The sequence below is a fragment of the Aristaeella lactis genome (assembly GCF_018118585.1).
Lineage (GTDB): Bacteria > Bacillota > Clostridia > Christensenellales > Aristaeellaceae > Aristaeella > Aristaeella lactis.
Window position 1 is genome coordinate 3,282,912 of sequence record NZ_CP069421.1, and the last position, 18,222, is coordinate 3,301,133.

The window sequence follows — 18,222 nt, forward strand, 5'->3', positions numbered from 1 at the left end:
CGCAGTGGAAAGCTGGGTGGAAGGATTTCAACAGTCTATCGATTATATAGAAGGAAACCTGGCCAGTTCCCTGGAAATCGAGGACATTGCCCGGTTTGCCGCGCTTTCTCCGTTCTACTATCAACGGATGTTCAGCGCGCTCTGCGGGATGACGGTGGGGGAATATATCCGGGCACGCCGGATGACACTGGCGGCACAGGAGCTTTCGGGCACTGATGCAAAGGTCATCGATACGGCACTGAAATACGGATATGATTCCCCGGACAGTTTCGCGAAAGCCTTCCAGCGCTTTCATGGCATCCAGCCATCAAAGGCACGGGAGAAAGGCGCACCTCTCCGGTCTTTAGCCCCGCTGCATATTAAAGTATCACTGGAGGGTGGAAGCATGATGGATTACCGCATTGTTGAAAAGGCACCGTTCACGATCGTCGGTGTAAAGAGACCGTTCAATTCAGATACGAGTTACCAGGAAATCCCGAAATTCTGGGACGAGTGGCTGGCGCAGGGAGAGAACCGCCCGGTCATGGGGACATTCGGCATCTGCACAGACATGACGGGCAAGGACTTTGACTACTGGATCGCAGATCTCTATTTTCCCTGGGAGGACATCCCGGAGAGCTGTGAGACCCGGGTGATCCCCGGAAGCTTTTGGGCCCAGTTCCCATGCACGATCAGTACACTGCAGGACACGAATACCAGAATCTGGTCGGAGTGGCTGCCGTCGCTGAAGGGATATAAACTGGCAGGGGATTATGATATCGAGGTTTATCTGCCGCCGGAAGGGGATTCCGGGGAGATGAAGGTCTATATCTGGATCCCGCTGGAAAAGAAATAAGCCCTGCGGGGGACAGAAATGAAAGGTACCGGGACGGAAGGTCCGGTGCCTTTTTCAGCGGTCAACCATGGCAAGAAGCTATAGAACGAATCTATAGCTCTTTATTAATCCCCGGTATTAGACAAAAACCCATTGATATAGTAGATTAATGCCAACGCAAAAACGCGCAGCTTTAATTCAGAATTCAGAATGAAGAATTCAGAATTAAAGCTACTGATCCGGCAAGGAGGAAAGGACCATGAAGTGCAGGCATACGCTGAAGGCGGCACAGTTAAGCAGAAACCGAATGTGAATGTTTATTCATAATTCATAATGAAGAATCCGGATTCCGGGAAACATTCAAAAAAGTAATAAAGGAGAATAAATACAATGTCTGATATTAAGAATTCCGCCAACTGGTCCTTTGAAACCAAACAGCTGCACATCGGCCAGGAGCAGGCCGATCCCGCTACCGATTCCCGCGCGGTTCCGATCTACGCCACCGCCGCCTATGTTTTCCATAACGCCCAGCACGCCGCCGACCGTTTCGGACTGCGGGACGCCGGCAACATCTACGGCCGGCTGACCAATCCGACCCAGAGTGTGTTTGAAGAACGCATTGCTGCCCTGGAGAACGGTTCCGCTGCTCTGGCAGTTGCTTCCGGCGCTGCGGCTATCACCTATACGATCCAGGCACTGGCCAAGGCCGGGGAGCATATTGTGGCTTCCAAGACGATCTACGGCGGCACCTTTAACCTGCTGGAGCATACCTTGCCGCTGACTGCAGGCATTACCACCACATTTGTGGACCCGGATGAAGATGGCGCTTTTGAAGCGGCCATCCAGCCGAACACCAAGGCCCTGTATGTGGAAACCCTGGGCAACCCCAACAGCAATATCGCTGACATTGAAAAGCTGGCGAAGATTGCCCATGCTCATGGCATTCCGCTGGTGGTGGACTCCACCTTCGCGACACCTTACCTGGTAAGGCCTCTTGACTGGGGTGCCGATATTGTGGTGCACAGCGCGACAAAGTTCATCGGCGGCCATGGCACGGCCATTGGCGGCGTGATCGTTGAAGGCGGAAAATTCAACTGGAAGGAAAGCGGCAAGTATCCGTGGATCAGCGACGCGAATCCCAGCTATCACGGTGTCAGCTTCTATGATGTTGTCGGCCCCGCGGCCTTTGTGACTTACATCCGCGCGATTCTGCTGCGGGATACCGGTTCCACTCTGTCTCCCTTCCATGCATTCCTGTTCCTGCAGGGCCTGGAAACCCTGTCCCTGCGCGTGGAACGCCATGTGGAGAATACCCTGAAGATCGTGGATTACCTCAGCAAGCATCCGCAGGTGGAAGCGGTTCATCATCCGTCCCTGGAAAGCGAACCCAGCCACGCACTGTACAAGAAGTACTTCCCAAACGGCGGCGGCAGCATTTTCACCTTTGAAGTGAAGGGCGACAGTGAAACCGCCAAGAAGTTCATTGACAACCTGGCGATCTTCTCCCTGCTGGCCAACGTGGCTGACGTGAAGAGCCTGGTTATCCATCCCTTCACCACCACCCATAGCCAGCTGACCGAAGAGGAACTGCTGGACCAGGGCATCAAGCCCAACACGATCCGTCTGTCCATCGGCACGGAGAATGTGAAGGATCTGATCGCAGCGCTGGACGCCGCGTTCGAAGCAGTCAAATAAGCAAAAAAGAGATATGGCAAAGGGGTGCGGCTACTCCCGCATCCCTTCGTCATATCTGTGAATATACGCAGACTGGAGACAGAAACAATGGCCAAAACATATCAGACGAATAAAAAGGCGATCAGGCTCAGCCTTGCGATCCTGGCCGGGCTCATCCTCGGCGCGCTTTTCGGACTGGTGATGCCTGCCTGGGCGGAGCCGGTCACGAGCTTTATCAGTACGGTTTATCTTCACGGACTGACCATGATGATCTATCCGCTGGTTTTCTGCTCCCTGATCGTGGGCATCAAGGGAATCGGCAGCGTTTCAGCTACCGGCAGGGTGGGCGGACAAGCCCTCCTGTACTTTATCGGTACCACCCTGTTTGCCAGCCTGCTGGGCCTGTTCCTGCCCAAGGCGCTGAATATCGGTGCAGGCGTCGCGGTGGAAATGGCGGAGGCGGAGGTTCAGGCCGCAGAATTCACCAGTGTGCTCGATACGCTGAAAAATCTGATTCCGGCCAATCCGTTCGCATCCTTTGCCAACGGGAATATGCTGCAGGTGCTGGCATTCGCGATCATCATCGGCATCACCTGCCTGGTGCTCGGTCCCAAAGCGGAGCCCTTTGTGAAACTGTGCGAAGCGGTGGATCATATCTCCGTGAAAATCATTTCCGCCGTGATGTATACCACGCCTGTCGGCGTGTTCTGCTCCCTGGCCGGCACGGTGCATGTGAACGGGCTGCAGACCATTCTTTCGCTGGCTGCGGTGCTGGGCACACTGTATCTGGTGATGCTGCTGAATATTGTGATTGTATACGGTCTTGTCCTGGTTAAGGGAATCGGGAAATTCAGCCTGAAGCGCTTCTTTGTGACATCTCTTCCGGCAGCACTGAACGCTTTCGGCACGGCATCCTCCTCCGCGACGCTGCCGATCAGCAAACGCTGCACAGACGAGATGGAAGTGCCGAACGAAATATCCTCCCTGGCTTTGCCGCTGGGGGCGACAATCAATATGGACGCTGTGTCCATCGTGATGTCCTTCATGATTGTATTCTTCGCCAACGCAACCGGAACGGATCTGCCGTACGGACTGCTGGCAGTGGTGCTGCTGAGCAATACGCTGCTGAGCATCGGCGCGCCGGGAGTGCCGAACAGCGCCATCGCGTCCTTTGCGGCGCTGGCGGCGATTGCCGGACTGCCGGTCGGGATTATGGGCATGTATGTGAGTGTGAATATCCTGGTGGATGCGGGCGCCACCTGCTGCAATGTGCTGGGGGATATCGCCAGCGCGGTGGCCATGAAAAGAACATGCAGACTGCATCAGTGAGAAGAATTTGACGGATCAAAAAACGGCGGCGCAGGAATGTGCTGCCGTTTTAAACGTCGATCGGTTATTCATGCGTTTATGCATATGAATGCTCCCCTCCGTGTGACAGTTTTTTTGTTTCAGTGTTTCTCATGGAGCGGGCCTGTCATGAACCGCGTCCTGTGCGTTGTAAACAAAATGTAAAATATTCTGTAATTTGACGGCTTGTCGTTTTTTTATGGTAAAGTAATACAGAAAAGTATCAGGAAAACCAAAGAGGCGGTGACCAATATGAATGGTTCAATGTATCAGATGATGAAAATAGTGTCCTATGTGAAGAAAAGAATCAGAGAAGGCACAGAATCATCTTTAATAATGCCGGATAGTAATCGAAGCATATTCTTTGAATTTCTGGAAGAAGGGTTTCTTTTTGCAAAAAAAAATAAAACGGCAGCCAATGTACAGGACTGGTATAGGATCTTACAGCAGAAAAACATAAAAACTGTAAAGATGCATATTTCCGTCGCTAATAATGATCCCCGAATGGCAGGCTTTGCCAATGGAGAGGCGGAGGGCCTTGTGACAGCCTATGGGAAAGGAGCAGTTACCTACTGGAAACCGTCCTGGTCATATAACCAGGAAGCGCATGCGTGGGATATATGCTATAAGGAAATCCTTTGGGAAAACATGCGCATAGAGTACCTTGAACAGGAAGATGATCCGACAGATGATTTTAAAGAAGCACTGAAGAAAATTGAAACATTTGCCGATGAGATTGGGTTTGACCATTATGCCCGCGATTTCCGTGAAGCATATGAAATCCTGTGCGGAATAAAACCAGCTGATTATCCGAAATGGATGGAAAGAGACCGGCACTTATTCAATCCGGAAACTGCCCGGTTAGTATTAGCTGTTGAGAAAGCGGACGTATTCGGCGGAATGGGTTCCTGGAATGATTCACCTCCTTATTATGCGCATGATCGGGGAAGAGACGAGGAATATGATCAGGTAACATATGAACTGTATGTTCAGAGCCGGCGAGCGGCAATGTATGCGGTGAATCACTGAAAAAGAGAAGAAAACGGCCTGCGTTATGCAGGCCGTTTTGAGGTGAAAGTGAAAAGTCAAGCGTTGGCTTTCGAAGCTTTCCGGGCTTCGTAATCCTCCAGGGCGGACTTGATCGCTTCCTCCGCCAGAACGGAACAGTGGATCTTATGGGCGGGAAGACCGTCCAGGGCTTTGGTGACCGCCTGGTTGGTCAGCTTACCGACTTCAGAGAGGGGTTTGCCCTTGATCATTTCCGTGGCCATGGAGCTGGAAGCGATGGCGCTGCCGCAGCCAAAGGTTTCGAACTTGACGTCTTCCACAACATCGTCTTTGATCTTCAGGTACATCTTCATGATGTCTCCGCACTTGGCGTTGCCGACTTCGCCAACGGCATCAGCGTCCTCGATGACGCCGACATTACGGGGATGAAGGAAATGATCCATTACTTTTTCACTGTACAGTGCCATATGCTTTATCCTCCCGAATTACAGAATATAAGGTCTTTTGCCGTTTTGCAGATCCCGCCATACCGGTGAGAATCCGCGCAGGTAGGCGACAACATCTTTGACTGCGGAGATGATGTATTCCACATCCTCCGGGGTGTTCTCCCGGCCGAGCGTCAGCCGCAGGGAACCGTGGGCCACATCGTGGATCCGGCCGATGGCCAGCAGCACGTGGCTGGGATCCAGGGAACCGGAGGTGCAGGCACTTCCGGAGGAGGCACTGATGCCCTTTTCATCCAGCAGAAGGAGAAGGGATTCACCTTCAATGCCCTCAAAGCAGAAGTTGACATTGCCGGGCAGGCGTTTTTCAGCGTCTCCGTTCAGGGCGGAATGGGGGATCTCATTCAGCCCGGTGATCAGACGGTCCCGGAGGACGGTGAGACGGGCGGCCTCAGCTTCCCGTTCCGCAACGGTTTCCTTCAGGGCGGTTGTCATACCGACAATGCCGGGCAGGTTTTCCGTGCCTGCACGGCGGCCACGCTCCTGGGCACCGCCATCGATCAGCGACGTGAGCGGCACGCCCTTGCGGGCATACAGGAAGCCAACGCCCTTGGGACCATGGAATTTATGGGAGGAGGCGGAAAGATAATCAATGTTTTCCGCCTTTACATCAATGGCGAGCGGACCGACGGCCTGGACCGCGTCCGTATGGAAGAGCACCTGATGAGCATGGCAGACTGTACCGATCTCCCGGATGGGCTGGATTGTGCCGATTTCATTGTTGGCATACATGATCGTAACCAGGCAGGTATCCGGACGGATAGCTGCTTCGACTTCTTCCGGGCGGACGATGCCGTTCTCATGAACGGGAAGGAGGGTCACGTCAAAACCTTCCAGCTTCAGCGTGTTCAACGTGTGCAGCACGGCATGATGCTCAAAGGCGGAGGAAATGATGTGGGTCTTTCCTTTTTTCTTTCCGGCCAGGGCGGCGGAACGGATGGCCTGGTTGTCAGCCTCGGAACCGCCGGAGGTGAAATAGATCTCGCGAGGTTCCGCATTGATCACGGAGGCGACTTCCTCACGGGCCTTCTCCAGGGTTTCCTTAGCCAGCTGGCCGATCCGGTACAGGCTGGAGGGGTTGCCGTATTCTTCCTTCATACAGCGGGTCATGGCGTTGATGGCCGCCTCACTCATGGCTGTGGTCGCGGCATGGTCCGCGTAAATACTCATTTGGGCTGCTCCTTTGCTTGCTATTGCTTTAACAGCAGGAGAATTATATTTCCTTTTACCCACTATGTCAATAGGCAAAAAAAACAGAAGTACTTGACTGCCTACTAACCCTACGGTAAAATAGGTAATAATTGTTTTGGAAGGTGAGTGTATGATCTCCACGAAAGGACGTTACGCCCTGCGGGTAATGATTGATCTGGCGGAAAATGAAAAGGGACAGCCGGTTCCGCTGAAGGATATCGCGGAGAGGCAGGGAATCTCCAAGAAATACCTGGAGATCATTGTGAAGGAACTGGTGGAAGGGAAACTGGTGAAGGGCTCCAGCGGCAAGGGCGGCGGTTATGTGTTGCTGCGGAAACCGGAAGAGTATTCCATCGGGGAAATCGTGGAACGGATGGAGGGAACCCTGGCGCCGGTGGCCTGCCTGCAGAAGGACGCGGAAGAATGTCCGCGGTATGCCAGCTGCGTGACGCTGCCTTTGTGGCAGGAGCTGGATCAGCTGGTGCATGATTTCCTGTACCGGAAGAAACTGAGCGAGTTAGTGCCTAAAGCATAAAGCTTCAGGCACAGTGAGATGCTGCTTTCCTGCTTTCCAAATGACATGCGGAGACAAGAAATCACAAGAAAACACCCTTTGCTGAATCAGCAAAGGGTGTTAGTTTTATCAGTGGTGAGATACCGGTGAAGCGTTATCAGTCAGCCAGCGGCTCAGGCCTCTGTAAGCCTCCGCATAATTTCCTGATAGGCTTCTTCCACACCGCCCATATCGCGGCGGAAGCGGTCCTTGTCCAGCTTTTCGTTGGTCTCGCTGTCCCACAGACGGCAGGTGTCGGGGCTGATCTCATCGGCCAGGACGATGGTGCCGTCGGACAGGCGGCCGAACTCCAGCTTGAAGTCCACGAGGGTCACACCAACGTGCTTCCAGATGGCTTTCAGCTCTTCATTGACCGCGAAGGCATACTTTTTGATGGTCTCGATCTCTTCCTTTGTGGCGAGTTTCAGGGCCAGCGCGTGATACTCGTTGATCAGGGGATCGCCCAGGTCATCGTTCTTATAGGAGAACTCGATGGTCGGAGCGTCGAAAACGATGCCTTCCTCTACACCGTAACGCTTGGAGAAAGAGCCGGCAGAGATGTTACGGATGATGACTTCCAGCGGGACGATGGAAACTTTCTTAACGAGGGTTTCCCGCTCACTGAGTTCCTTTACGAAATGGGTGGGAATGCCTTTCTTCTCGAGCCGCTGCATCAGCAGGTTGCTCATGTGGTTATTGATAACACCCTTGCCCTGAATGGTACCTTTTTTCAGGCCGTTGAAAGCGGTAGCGTCGTCCTTGTAATCGACGATCAGCAGTTCGGGATCATCCGTGCTGAAAACCTTCTTGGCCTTTCCTTCATAAAGCTGTTCACCCTTGATCATGCCTGCGCCCTCCTGCGTGATTTTTTACGGGAGAATTATACTGCACAGGGGAAGAATGTCAAGGGTTCTGACGGTTCCTTCTTTGTATCATAGAGCACATTGGGGTATACTCAAACAATGTTAGAATCCGAAGGGAGAAAAATGACCGGAATGAACAAAAATGATCATGAACACAGGGGATTTATGCTGGATGTATGCCGGCATTTTATGCCCCTGGATGAAATTAAGAAACTGCTGCAGGCAGCGGCGGTGCTGAAGCTGAACAGGATGCACTGGCATCTGACGGATGACCAGGGCTGGCGGATCGAGATCAGGAAATATCCGCTGCTGACGGAAAAGGGCGCCGTGCGGGGAGACTCTTTTTTCGGTGGTACACCCGAAGCAGAACGGAACAGCGGATACTATACACAGGAGGAGATCCGGGACCTGGTGGCATATGCCAAAAGCCTTGGCATTGAGATCATCCCGGAGATTGAGATCCCGGGCCACGCGGCTGCCATGCTGGCGGCTTATCCGCAGTTTGGCTGCAGGCGCGGGAAGACGGGAAAGTGGGAAGAAAAAGTGGAGATCTCCGGCGGTATTTTTCCGGCGCTGGTCTGTGCGGGAAAAGAAGAGACGCTGGGCTTCCTGGAGGATATCCTGGATGAAGTAACGGAACTGTTTCCTTTTCCGGCGGTGCATATCGGCGGGGATGAGGCGCTGAAGTTCCGCTGGAGGCGGTGCCCGGACTGCCAGCGGCGAATCCGGGAAAAGGGACTGCAGTCCGAGGATGACCTGCAGCGGGATCTTCTGATGGAGGTCGGTGAATACCTGGCCGGAAAAGGACGGAAGACCATCGTATGGAACGACGTGCTGGCCGGCGGGCCGCTGCCGGCACACTTCATCGTGCAGCAGTGGATGGGCGGCCGGCAGGAGACTCTTGCCTTTATGCAAAGCGGCGGAACGGTGATCCGCTCGGATACAGACAGTTTCTACCTGGATTACTGCTATGGCAGGATCGACGTCAGGCGCATCCATGAAACACCCCGGATACCGGAATATGCCGTGGGACTGGAGAACAGGATCCTGGGAGTGGAATGCCCGCTCTGGACTGAACGGATAGCCAGCCTGGAACGGGCGGCATGGCAGCTGTTCCCGCGGCTGACGGCGGTGAGCGTGAAGATGTCAGGAGAGGAACTGCCATGGGAAACCTTCCGGGAAAAGGTGAAAGCACTGGAGGAGGAACGGGAAGCGATAACAGGATTGAAAGGCGCACCGGAGGAGCTTTGGGATATGGATCCGGATGCCGCGAAAGCAGACCGGCAGGCAGAGATTCAGACCATCTTTTCCGGAAAGGCGGAAGCGTATGAGCGGAAGGAACGGGAGATCGTTTCGCTGGATGCCGCGGAAAGGCTGGCGGAAAGCCTTGGGATTGACAGGGACTTTGTGCAGAAGGGCGGAGACAGCGTATGGGCGGAAATCCACGGGCAGGAAGAACCGGAGGATGACAACGGCGCCGGTATCCTGATCCGCCAGCTGATGATCGCGGCTGACAGCCGGCAATACGGCGCATGGAAAGATATTCCGGAAGAGATCTGGATGGATACAATGAAGTGTTTTTCAAGGTTCATTTCGGAACACAGGCGGTCCTACGGACGGGATGGATTTGACCGGTACGGATGGACCACACGGCAGATCGGAGCAAAGCTGTTCCGGATCGGTGAACTGGAATATGAGCTGACTGAAGATAAGGAAGGCCGGAAGGAGATCGGCCTGCATATACCATCGGACGCAAAGCTGGAGGCGGAAAGGATGAACGCTTCGCTGGAAAATGCGGACGCGTTTATCCGGGAACGGTTCCCGGAGTGGGCCGGCGCGCCGAAGACCTGTGAAAGCTGGCTGCTGTCGCCGGCGCTGAAGGACCTGCTGCCGGAGGGATCGAGGATCCTGCGGTTCCAGGAAGCTTTTGAACTGGAGGAAATTTATCCGGAAGATGACGCAGCGCTGGAATGGGTGTTTTACGTGGCCGAAGGACAACGAAAAGAACTGGATATCAGCAGACTGCCGGAGGACACCTCACTGCAGCGGAAAATGAAAGCGATGATCATGAAGGGCGGAAAACCGGGAGCGGGGAAAGGCATATTGCTTCAAAAAGCAAACAATACTTTTTGAAGCAGTGAAATGTTGACTTCGTCAACGTGAAATATTGTGCTTAGCACAATGTGAAATATCTGCTTCGCAGATGTGAAGTATTCGACTTCCGTCGAATGTGACGGTTACTTACCCGCAAAGGATTCGGCTTGACAGAAGGGTCACTGAAGTGGTAGCATACGGGCAGCAGGGCAAAGGCGTCAGGCAGACGTTATGCCCTGCACTCTTTTTTTGGTTTTTCTGAGAGTTCAGGGACAGTCATAAAGAGTGCAGAAAGACCAGTGAAGCATGCAGAGATACCAGTGAAGAGTGAAGAGTTGTCACTCCTGTGTTTGTGATTGTGAAAAAAAGGAGCGAATCGTGACATGTGCGGAATAGTTGGATACACAGGGCATGTGCAGGCGGCGCCGATCCTGCTGGACGGTCTGGCGAGGCTGGAATACCGCGGATATGATTCAGCCGGTCTGGCGGTACGGGACGGCAAGGCGCCGGCAGAAGTGGTGAAAGCGACCGGTAAACTATATCACCTGGCGGATAAAACAGACCAGGGACGCGCTCTGCCCGGCTGCTGCGGTATCGGCCATACACGCTGGGCTACCCACGGCGATCCCAGCATGGTGAACGCGCATCCGCATGTGAGCGGCAACTGCTCCGGCTCCGGCTGCGGCCCGGTGGAGAGCGACGTGGTGGGTGTGCACAACGGCATCATCGAAAACTTTACGGAACTGAAGGAAAAGCTGCTGCGCCACGATTATGCCTTTTACAGCGAAACCGACACGGAGGTGGCGGTGAAGCTGGTGGATTACTACTATAAAAAATATAAGATCGGTCCTGTGGATGCCATTACCCGGGCCATGGTCCGGATCCGGGGCAGCTATGCCCTGGCCCTGATGTTCAAGGATTATCCGGATGAGATCTTTGTGGCCCGGAAGGATTCCCCGCTGGTGATCGGGACGGCGGACGGCGCTTCCTATCTTGCATCGGATGTTCCGGCTATCCTGAAATATACGCGTAATGTTTACTACATCGATAACCTGCAGGTCGGCCGGATCAGCGCCGGCGAGGTGAAGTTCTACGACCTGAACGGGGATGAGGTTCAGCTGCCGCTGACCGAGATCACCTGGGACGCCGCGGCAGCGGAAAAAGACGGATATGAGCATTTCATGCTCAAGGAGATCCACGAGCAGCCCAAGGCAGTCCGGGATACGCTGAACAGCCTGGTCAAGGACGGAAAGATCACTCTCGAGGAAACCGGACTGACCGATGAGATGCTGAGGCAGGTAAACCGCATCGATATTGTGGCCTGCGGTTCCGCCTGGCATGTAGGTATGGCATCCCAGTATGTGATCGAAGACCTGGTGAGGATTCCGGTCCGGGTGGAACTGGCGAGCGAATACCGGTACCGCAGCATTCCGGTGGCTCCGGATACGCTGGTGATCATTATTTCCCAAAGCGGTGAGACAGCGGACAGCCTGGCTGCCCTGAGGGTGGCGAAAGAACGCGGCGCCATGACGCTGGCAGTGGTCAATGTGATCGGATCCACGATCGCGCGGGAAGCGGATCATACGCTGTATACGCTGGCGGGACCGGAGATCGCTGTGGCAACCACAAAGGCTTACAGCGCCCAGCTGATCGCCATGGACGTGCTGGCCGTGAAGATGGCAGCGGTCAGGAAGCAGATCACGGAAGAACAGGAAACCGGTTTCCTGGAGGCACTGAACGCGATCCCGGACCAGATCGGCCGGGTGCTGGAAGAAAAGCAGCGGCTGCAGTGGTTCTCCTCCAAGATCGCGAACACGCATGATATCTTCTTCATCGGCCGGGGGCTTGACTACGCGATCAGCCTGGAAGGCAGCCTGAAGATGAAGGAGATCAGCTACATTCATTCCGAGGCTTACGCGGCAGGCGAACTGAAGCACGGAACCATCAGCCTGATCGAGCAGAACACCCTGGTGATCGGCGTGCTGACACAGGGCAGCCTGTTTGAAAAGACCCTGAGCAATATGCTTGAGTGCAAGAGCCGGGGCGCTTACCTGATGGGTGTGACCACAAACGGTAATTTCTCCGTGGAGGATTCCGTGAACTTCACGGTGTATGTGCCGAAAACGGATGAGCACTTTATCGCTTCGCTGGCCATTGTTCCCCTGCAGCTGCTGGGTTACTACACCAGCGTGAACAGGGGCCTGGATGTGGATAAGCCGAGGAACCTGGCAAAGAGTGTGACGGTCGAATGACATGGAACATGTCATTCGACAATGCAGAATGCAGAATTCAGAATGCTGCGATCGCCGTTACCAAAGCCGCTTCACGCCTTTGACGGCTGTAGCATGGGAGTTGTTACCCAAATCATAGATTTGGACAACTCCTCAACAATAAATACTGAAGAGGACAGGAGTATGACGAAGTACATTTTTGTTACCGGCGGTGTGGTTTCAGGACTTGGAAAGGGTATTACGGCTGCGTCCCTGGGAAGGCTTCTGAAGGCCCGCGGCATTAAGGTGGCGGCGCAGAAACTGGATCCCTATATCAATGCGGATCCCGGTACCATGAGCCCTTATCAGCACGGCGAAGTATACGTGACGGAGGATGGCGCGGAAACGGATCTGGATCTGGGACACTATGAACGGTTCATCGATGAGGATCTGAACAAGTATTCCAACCTGACCACCGGCAAGGTCTTCGCGAATGTTCTCCGGAAGGAACGGGAAGGCGGATATCTGGGCTCCACGGTGCAGATCATTCCGCATATCACAGATGAGATCAAGCGGTTCATTTACCGGGTCGGTGAGAAGTCTGACGCGGATGTGGTGATTACCGAGATCGGCGGTACGATCGGTGATATTGAGAGCCAGCCCTTCGTTGAGGCGATCCGCGAGGTGGGACTGGAAGTAGGCCGGGAGAACGCGCTGTATATCCATGTGACGCTGGTTCCCTACCTGAAGGCAAGCGGGGAACACAAATCCAAACCTACGCAGCACAGCGTGAAGGAAATGCAGGGCATGGGCATCAACCCGAACATCATCGTGCTGCGGACAGATGAAAAGATCACCGATGAAACGATCTTCTCCAAGATTGCGCATTTCTGCAACGTGAAGGATGACTGCGTGATCGAGAATACTACGCTGCCTACACTGTATGCGGCTCCGCTGATGCTGGAAAAGGCCGGTCTGGCCGCGGTGGTCTGCCGGGAACTGGGCCTGAAATCCCCGGCACCGGACCTGAAGGACTGGGAGGATCTGGTGGAACGGATCCGGCACCAGACCCGGAAAGTGAAGATCGGCCTGGTCGGCAAATATGTGCAGCTGCATGACGCTTATCTTTCTGTGGCGGAAGCCCTGCGGCATGCGGGATACGCGCAGGACGTGATGGTGGAGATCGAATGGATCGACTCCGAACGCCTGAATGAGAAGACCGTTGAGGAGATCCTGAGCCCCCTGCAGGCGATCATTGTGCCCGGAGGCTTTGGCGGCCGCGGTATCGAAGGCATGATCCTGGCGGCTAAATGGGCGAGGGAACATCATGTGCCGTATTTCGGCATCTGTCTGGGCATGCAGATCGCGGTGATCGAGTTTGCCCGGAACGTGGCTGGACTGAAAGGTGCCAATTCCAGGGAATTTGACGAGAAAGCGCCGTACCGGGTGATCGACTTCATGCCGGGTCAGAACGATGAGATCGACAAGGGCGGTACCCTGCGGCTGGGCCGGTATCCCTGCATCCTGAAAGAGGATACCGTGATCGCGAAATGCTATGGGGAAACACGGATCGGCGAGCGTCACCGCCACCGCTACGAGTTTGCCAATGAATACCGCGAGACGCTGGAGAAAGCGGGACTTGTCCTGTCCGGACTGTCTCCGGATGAACGGCTGGTGGAGACCGTGGAGATCCCGGGAGAAGCGTTCTTCGTGGGTGTGCAGTTCCATCCGGAATTCAAGAGCAGGCCGAATAAACCGCATCCGCTGTTTTATGGCTTTATCGCTGCGGCCATTAAAGGTATAAAGTGAAACGAATGAATGAAATATCATGAAGGACGGAGCCAGACGGCTCCGTCCTTTCTATCCGCAGGACGATGGAAGTTGTAGCACAAAAAGAAAAGATAATTGCATTTGCATACAAATTTGCATTATACAGTTGCACAAAATGAAAAAATGGTGCATAATCGTCAAAAAGGAAGAAAAATAAGGCGGATATATATGGAGTTTTTTCTGAATTTCCTGCATCAGAAGGTGCCTAAAGCGGGCAGAGAGATACCCGCGTATTACCAGCGGGCTCTGATGTCCAGTGAGGTTTTGCTGGTTATCTATTTTGTTATCTGCTTTTTTCTCTTTCCTCTGATCAACAGCGGGAAGTGGGAATGGAGCCCGCTGCTTTTTGCGCTTCTGTCCGGATGCTGCCTGTGGATGCTGAAACGCGGCGGAGTGAAGATAAACCAGATCAAATACGCAGTGGTATGTATCGGCTGGGTTTGCTGGAACGTGCGGTATTTCGGCTGGAACAGCGGTGTGCAGCACATGATGACCCTGATCCTGATGTTTGCCTTTTTCAATGTATATGACAAGCCGGTCAGTAAGTTGTTGTGGTTCCTGTCGATCCTGGCAATCCGTGTATTCCTGTTCTACCTGTCTCAGATGTTTTCACCCCTGTACAGGATGAGCACACGAGCCAATACGATCTACCAGACCCTGAATACGATTACTTTCTTCCTGATGCTGGCTTGCGCCTGTATTGTGTTCAGCTCAAGCGTCCAGGAAACTGAACGCCAGCTGCGCCTGAGAAACCAGGTTCTGTATAAGGAGGCAGGTACCGACTCGCTGACCGGACTGCCGAACCGGCGGGCGATGATCGAGCAGATCGAACAGTACTGCAGGAGTAAGAACAAGATATTCTGCGTGGCGATCGCTGACCTGGACTTTTTCAAACAAGTAAATGATACCTATGGCCATAAGTGCGGAGACTATACGCTGACCAGGCTGACAACGCTGTTCAAGGAACACGCGCTGGAACGCTACAGCGTATGCCGGTGGGGCGGAGAGGAATTCTGCTTTTTTATGCCTGAAATGAATCTGGACCAGGCAGGCATCGTCATGAACGACCTGTGTTCCGAAGTGAGGAAAATGAATCTTCTGTATGAAGGAAATGAGTTTTCCATTACGCTTTCCATCGGTGTGGAAGAATACGATTTTGCCTCTTCCCTGGATGAGCTCCTGGACGCGGCGGATGATAAGCTGTACAAAGCGAAAAATGCCGGACGAAACAGGGTCGTAGTATGAAATAATGAAAACTTAAAACTAAAACTGAAAAATGAATAATGGTGGAGGAATCAGCACCCTTTCGGTGCTGATTTTTTGAACCTGTGATCGTGGTCCGAAGTATTGAATTATAGGGGAAAAAGAGAGATAATAGCAGCCGGAAGGTGACAACAGATGAAACCGGAGGAATTTCAGACCGCGGCTACGCGGGTTTCACTGGTGAGCATGATCACAAATGTGATCCTGACCCTGCTGAAGCTAGCCGCCGGTCTGGTTGCACATTCAGGAGCGATGATCAGTGACGCGGTACATTCTGCGTCTGATATTTTCAGCGGGCTGATCGTGCTGATCGGCGTGAAGATCTCATCCAAGGAACCGGATGAACAGCATCCTTACGGCCATGAAAGGTACGAGTGCGTGGCAGCCCTGCTGCTGAGCGGTATCCTGGCTGTTGTGGGCGGTATGATCGGCATAACGGCTGTGAAGGATATCATCAGCGGAGGTGCACAGAACGACATTCCCGGCGTACTTGCGCTGGCTGCGGCCGTGGTTTCCATTGTGACCAAGGAAAGCCTGTTCTGGTATACAAGGGGATACGCGAAGAAATACCGTTCCACGGCACTGCACGCGGAAGCCTGGCATCAGCGGAGCGACGCGCTGAGCTCCATCGGCGCCCTGATCGGTATCGCGGGGGCACGGATGGGTATGCCGGTGATGGAACCCATTGCCAGCCTGATCATAGCTGTGTTCATCCTGCGGGTGGCTGTCCGGATCTTCAAGGAAGCCATTGACCAGATGGTGGATCACTCCTGCAACGAGGAGGCGGAAGAAGCCTTCCGGAACACGGCACTGGAACAGCCCGGAGTCCTGGGCGTGGAGCTGCTTCGGACCAGGATGTTCGGCAACCGGGTGTATGTGGATCTGGAGATCGCGGCGGATCCCAACCTGACGCTGGCGGCAGCCCATGAGATCGCGGAGGATGTACATGACGTGATCGAAAAAACTTTCCCGGAAGTCAAGCACATCATGGTGCACGTAAATCCGGCAAAAAAACATGACTGAAACTGATTTCCTGCGGTTCCTCCATTGAAAGGGCCGCGGGTTTTCTGTACAATAACGCGGAAGAGGTTAGCACTGATTAAGAAAGGGTGATTCAGATATGAAAAAGATTCTTACAATGATGATGGCGCTGGTATTGGCGCTGGGCCTGTGTGTGTTTGCAGCAGCTGAAGGCGCGGATATTTCCGGCCTGACGGTGACCACTCCGGGCGGTGCCCCGGCCCTGGCCCTGGCGGTGATGGCAGCGGAGAACCCCGGACAGTACACCACGATCGCAGCGGATACGATCGCCGCGGCTTTTGCCGGAAAAGAAGCGGATTTCATCATCGCTCCGCTGAATGCCGGCGCGAAACTGTACAAGGCCGGAAAATCCAGCTATAAACTGGCAGCTGTGGTGAGCTGGGGCAACCTGTTCATCGCAGCACAGAAGGAAGACCTGAAGGCGGAAGATCTGAACGGCGCGAACCTGACGCTGTTCGGTGAAAACACGATTAACGCCTCCGTGGTTCTGTATGCCCTGAAGGAAAACGGCATTGAACCGGCGGAAGTGACATACCTGGCCGGCGCGTCCGATACCCAAAGCCTGCTGCTGAGCGACGCGGAAGCCATGGTGGTGACGGCAGAACCTGCCCTGACCGCGGCGAAGATGAAGAATGACAAGATCAGCGCTGTCAGCGTGAATGAGCTGCTGAAGCAGGCAAGCGGTATGGAGGGATATACCCAGGCTGCGCTGTTTGTGAAGGCTGAAACTGCTGAAAGCAATCCTGACGCGGTGGCGGAATTCCTGAAACAGGCGGAGGAATCCTGCGGTAAGTGCACAACGGATGTGGCGGCCGTGGCTGAAGCGGCTGCAGCTCTGGAAATCCTGCCGAACGCCAAGGTGGCAGCTGCCGCGATCCCCGGCTGCGCAATCCGGTTTGTGAGCGCGAAGGACGCCAAAGAACAGGTGGAGAAAACCGCACAGATCGACCTGAGCCAGTTCGGCGGGGAAGTGCCCGCGGACGACTTCTACTATGGAGCGGAATAAAAAAGGCCTCAATACCCTGGCATTCTGCCTGGGGATCCTGCTGGCCGGTGTGCTGATCCAGGCAGCCGGGTGGCTGAAAGGCGACCGGCTGGTCTTCCCGGACGTGGGGGGAATCCTGCGGACGTTTGTCCGCATGCTCGGAGAGGAACGTACCTGGCGGCAGATCGGAACGACGCTGGTACACCTGGTCGAGTCCCTGGCCGCGGCTGCTGTGATCGGAACGGCACTGGGTCTGGCCCAGGGCCGGAGCCCGTTTGTCCGCTCCCTGCTGAAGCCGCTGATGATCCTGCTGCGGTCCATTCCGATGATCGTGATGACGGTGATCATCATGGTGCTGACAAAATACGAGCAGGTACCCCTTGTCGCACCGGCACTGATGCTGATCCCGCTGATCAGTGAAGCTACGGCGGAGGGACTGCGGCGGATCGAGCCGGAAATGATTGACGTCTACCGGATGAACAGCGGATTCAACGGCAGGGTGCTGTTTCAGGTGTATCTGCCGCTGATGGCCGGATACCTGCAGCAGGCCTATATCAATGCCGTGGGAATGGGCATCAAGCTGGCGGTGACCACCGAATACCTGGTACAGGCCAGAGATTCCCTGGGGAAAGCGGTGTACAGCAGCGCCTACTTTAATGAATACGCGGAGATCTACGCGTATGCGCTGATCATGGTGCTGGTGGCGGTTGTTGTAAGTGAAGCGCCGAGAACGCTGGCAAAAGGATTCATCCATGCCAGCGAATGAAATGTTGGCTTCGCCAACGTGAAATATCGGCCTTACAGCCGATGTGAAATATTTGGCTGGTGCCAAATGTGAAATATTCG

15 protein-coding genes are annotated in these 18,222 nt (G+C 54.3%); 12 read left to right on the forward strand and 3 right to left on the reverse strand.

Annotated elements, in window-relative coordinates; all coding sequences use genetic code 11:
* Nucleotides 1–4: 4 nt before the first annotated feature.
* The 4 genes from JYE50_RS14815 to JYE50_RS14830 all read left to right on the forward strand — a co-directional run bounded on the left by JYE50_RS14815 (nt 5) and on the right by JYE50_RS14830 (nt 4,864).
* Entirely contained in the window at nt 5–835 is an 831-nt protein-coding gene (locus tag JYE50_RS14815; protein ID WP_283399197.1) for an AraC family transcriptional regulator, read from the forward strand.
* Between the two features lie 369 nt (nt 836–1,204).
* On the forward strand, nt 1,205–2,509 hold the full coding sequence (locus tag JYE50_RS14820; RefSeq protein ID WP_084095756.1) for an O-acetylhomoserine aminocarboxypropyltransferase/cysteine synthase family protein: 1,305 nt from the start codon (nt 1,205–1,207) through the stop codon (nt 2,507–2,509).
* Between the two features lie 87 nt (nt 2,510–2,596).
* On the forward strand, nt 2,597–3,817 hold the full coding sequence (locus JYE50_RS14825; protein WP_084095757.1) for a dicarboxylate/amino acid:cation symporter: 1,221 nt from the start codon (nt 2,597–2,599) through the stop codon (nt 3,815–3,817).
* Nucleotides 3,818–4,087: 270 nt separating this feature from the next.
* Nucleotides 4,088–4,864, forward strand: coding sequence for a hypothetical protein (locus JYE50_RS14830; RefSeq protein WP_084095758.1), 777 nt, complete (start codon nt 4,088–4,090; stop codon nt 4,862–4,864).
* Nucleotides 4,865–4,920: 56 nt separating this feature from the next.
* On the opposite strand, the gene nifU is transcribed toward JYE50_RS14830, so the two are convergent.
* Together nifU and JYE50_RS14840 are read right to left on the reverse strand one after the other, a co-directional pair.
* Nucleotides 4,921–5,310 (reverse strand): Fe-S cluster assembly scaffold protein NifU, encoded by a 390-nt coding sequence (nifU, locus tag JYE50_RS14835; RefSeq protein WP_084095759.1) that lies wholly within the window; start codon nt 5,308–5,310, stop codon nt 4,921–4,923.
* 18 nt (nt 5,311–5,328) lie between these two features.
* Nucleotides 5,329–6,516, reverse strand: a complete 1,188-nt coding sequence (locus tag JYE50_RS14840; protein WP_084095760.1) for a cysteine desulfurase family protein — start codon at nt 6,514–6,516, stop codon at nt 5,329–5,331.
* Nucleotides 6,517–6,667: 151 nt separating this feature from the next.
* Between JYE50_RS14840 and JYE50_RS14845 the strand changes: the two genes are divergently transcribed.
* Entirely contained in the window at nt 6,668–7,072 is a 405-nt protein-coding gene (locus JYE50_RS14845) for an RrF2 family transcriptional regulator (protein WP_084095761.1), read from the forward strand.
* Between the two features lie 152 nt (nt 7,073–7,224).
* On the opposite strand, the gene purC is transcribed toward JYE50_RS14845, so the two are convergent.
* Nucleotides 7,225–7,935: a phosphoribosylaminoimidazolesuccinocarboxamide synthase gene (gene purC, locus JYE50_RS14850; RefSeq protein ID WP_084095762.1), complete on the reverse strand. Its 711-nt coding sequence runs from the start codon at nt 7,933–7,935 to the stop codon at nt 7,225–7,227.
* Nucleotides 7,936–8,085: 150 nt separating this feature from the next.
* On the opposite strand from purC, the gene JYE50_RS14855 reads away from it, so the two are divergent.
* The 7 genes from JYE50_RS14855 (at nt 8,086) to JYE50_RS14885 (ending at nt 18,142) form a co-directional block, all read left to right on the forward strand.
* The gene (locus JYE50_RS14855) at nt 8,086–10,086 is read left to right on the forward strand and encodes a family 20 glycosylhydrolase (RefSeq protein WP_179138313.1); all 2,001 of its coding nucleotides are present in this window, start codon (nt 8,086–8,088) and stop codon (nt 10,084–10,086) included.
* 344 nt (nt 10,087–10,430) lie between these two features.
* Nucleotides 10,431–12,299 (forward strand): glutamine--fructose-6-phosphate transaminase (isomerizing), encoded by a 1,869-nt coding sequence (glmS, locus tag JYE50_RS14860; protein ID WP_084095764.1) that lies wholly within the window; start codon nt 10,431–10,433, stop codon nt 12,297–12,299.
* 162 nt (nt 12,300–12,461) lie between these two features.
* On the forward strand, nt 12,462–14,066 hold the full coding sequence (gene pyrG / locus JYE50_RS14865) for a CTP synthase (RefSeq protein WP_084095765.1): 1,605 nt from the start codon (nt 12,462–12,464) through the stop codon (nt 14,064–14,066).
* A gap of 189 nt (nt 14,067–14,255) precedes the next feature.
* Nucleotides 14,256–15,332, forward strand: a complete 1,077-nt coding sequence (locus tag JYE50_RS14870) for a GGDEF domain-containing protein (RefSeq protein WP_179138314.1) — start codon at nt 14,256–14,258, stop codon at nt 15,330–15,332.
* Nucleotides 15,333–15,485: 153 nt separating this feature from the next.
* Entirely contained in the window at nt 15,486–16,373 is an 888-nt protein-coding gene (locus tag JYE50_RS14875) for a cation diffusion facilitator family transporter (RefSeq protein WP_084095767.1), read from the forward strand.
* Between the two features lie 97 nt (nt 16,374–16,470).
* Entirely contained in the window at nt 16,471–17,397 is a 927-nt protein-coding gene (locus JYE50_RS14880) for an ABC transporter substrate-binding protein (RefSeq protein ID WP_084095768.1), read from the forward strand.
* A complete protein-coding gene (locus JYE50_RS14885) occupies nt 17,384–18,142 on the forward strand; it encodes an ABC transporter permease (protein ID WP_084095769.1) in 759 nt (252 codons plus the stop codon). Before JYE50_RS14880 ends, JYE50_RS14885 begins: the two co-directional genes overlap by 14 nt.
* Nucleotides 18,143–18,222 lie beyond the last annotated feature (80 nt).

What these genes read in the sequence shown, in the direction of transcription:
- JYE50_RS14845 (WP_084095761.1), top strand. Translation starts at nt 6,668, where the DNA reads ATGATCTCCACGAAAGGACGTTACGCCCTGCGGGTAATGATTGATCTG.
- pyrG (WP_084095765.1), top strand. Translation starts at nt 12,462, where the DNA reads ATGACGAAGTACATTTTTGTTACCGGCGGTGTGGTTTCAGGACTTGGA.
- JYE50_RS14820 (WP_084095756.1), top strand. Translation starts at nt 1,205, where the DNA reads ATGTCTGATATTAAGAATTCCGCCAACTGGTCCTTTGAAACCAAACAG.
- JYE50_RS14855 (WP_179138313.1), top strand. Translation starts at nt 8,086, where the DNA reads ATGAACAAAAATGATCATGAACACAGGGGATTTATGCTGGATGTATGC.
- JYE50_RS14830 (WP_084095758.1), top strand. Translation starts at nt 4,088, where the DNA reads ATGAATGGTTCAATGTATCAGATGATGAAAATAGTGTCCTATGTGAAG.
- JYE50_RS14825 (WP_084095757.1), top strand. Translation starts at nt 2,597, where the DNA reads ATGGCCAAAACATATCAGACGAATAAAAAGGCGATCAGGCTCAGCCTT.
- JYE50_RS14870 (WP_179138314.1), top strand. Translation starts at nt 14,256, where the DNA reads ATGGAGTTTTTTCTGAATTTCCTGCATCAGAAGGTGCCTAAAGCGGGC.
- JYE50_RS14885 (WP_084095769.1), top strand. Translation starts at nt 17,384, where the DNA reads ATGGAGCGGAATAAAAAAGGCCTCAATACCCTGGCATTCTGCCTGGGG.
- JYE50_RS14875 (WP_084095767.1), top strand. Translation starts at nt 15,486, where the DNA reads ATGAAACCGGAGGAATTTCAGACCGCGGCTACGCGGGTTTCACTGGTG.
- purC (WP_084095762.1), bottom strand. Translation starts at nt 7,935, where the DNA reads ATGATCAAGGGTGAACAGCTTTATGAAGGAAAGGCCAAGAAGGTTTTC.
- JYE50_RS14880 (WP_084095768.1), top strand. Translation starts at nt 16,471, where the DNA reads ATGAAAAAGATTCTTACAATGATGATGGCGCTGGTATTGGCGCTGGGC.
- glmS (WP_084095764.1), top strand. Translation starts at nt 10,431, where the DNA reads ATGTGCGGAATAGTTGGATACACAGGGCATGTGCAGGCGGCGCCGATC.
- nifU (WP_084095759.1), bottom strand. Translation starts at nt 5,310, where the DNA reads ATGGCACTGTACAGTGAAAAAGTAATGGATCATTTCCTTCATCCCCGT.
- JYE50_RS14840 (WP_084095760.1), bottom strand. Translation starts at nt 6,516, where the DNA reads ATGAGTATTTACGCGGACCATGCCGCGACCACAGCCATGAGTGAGGCG.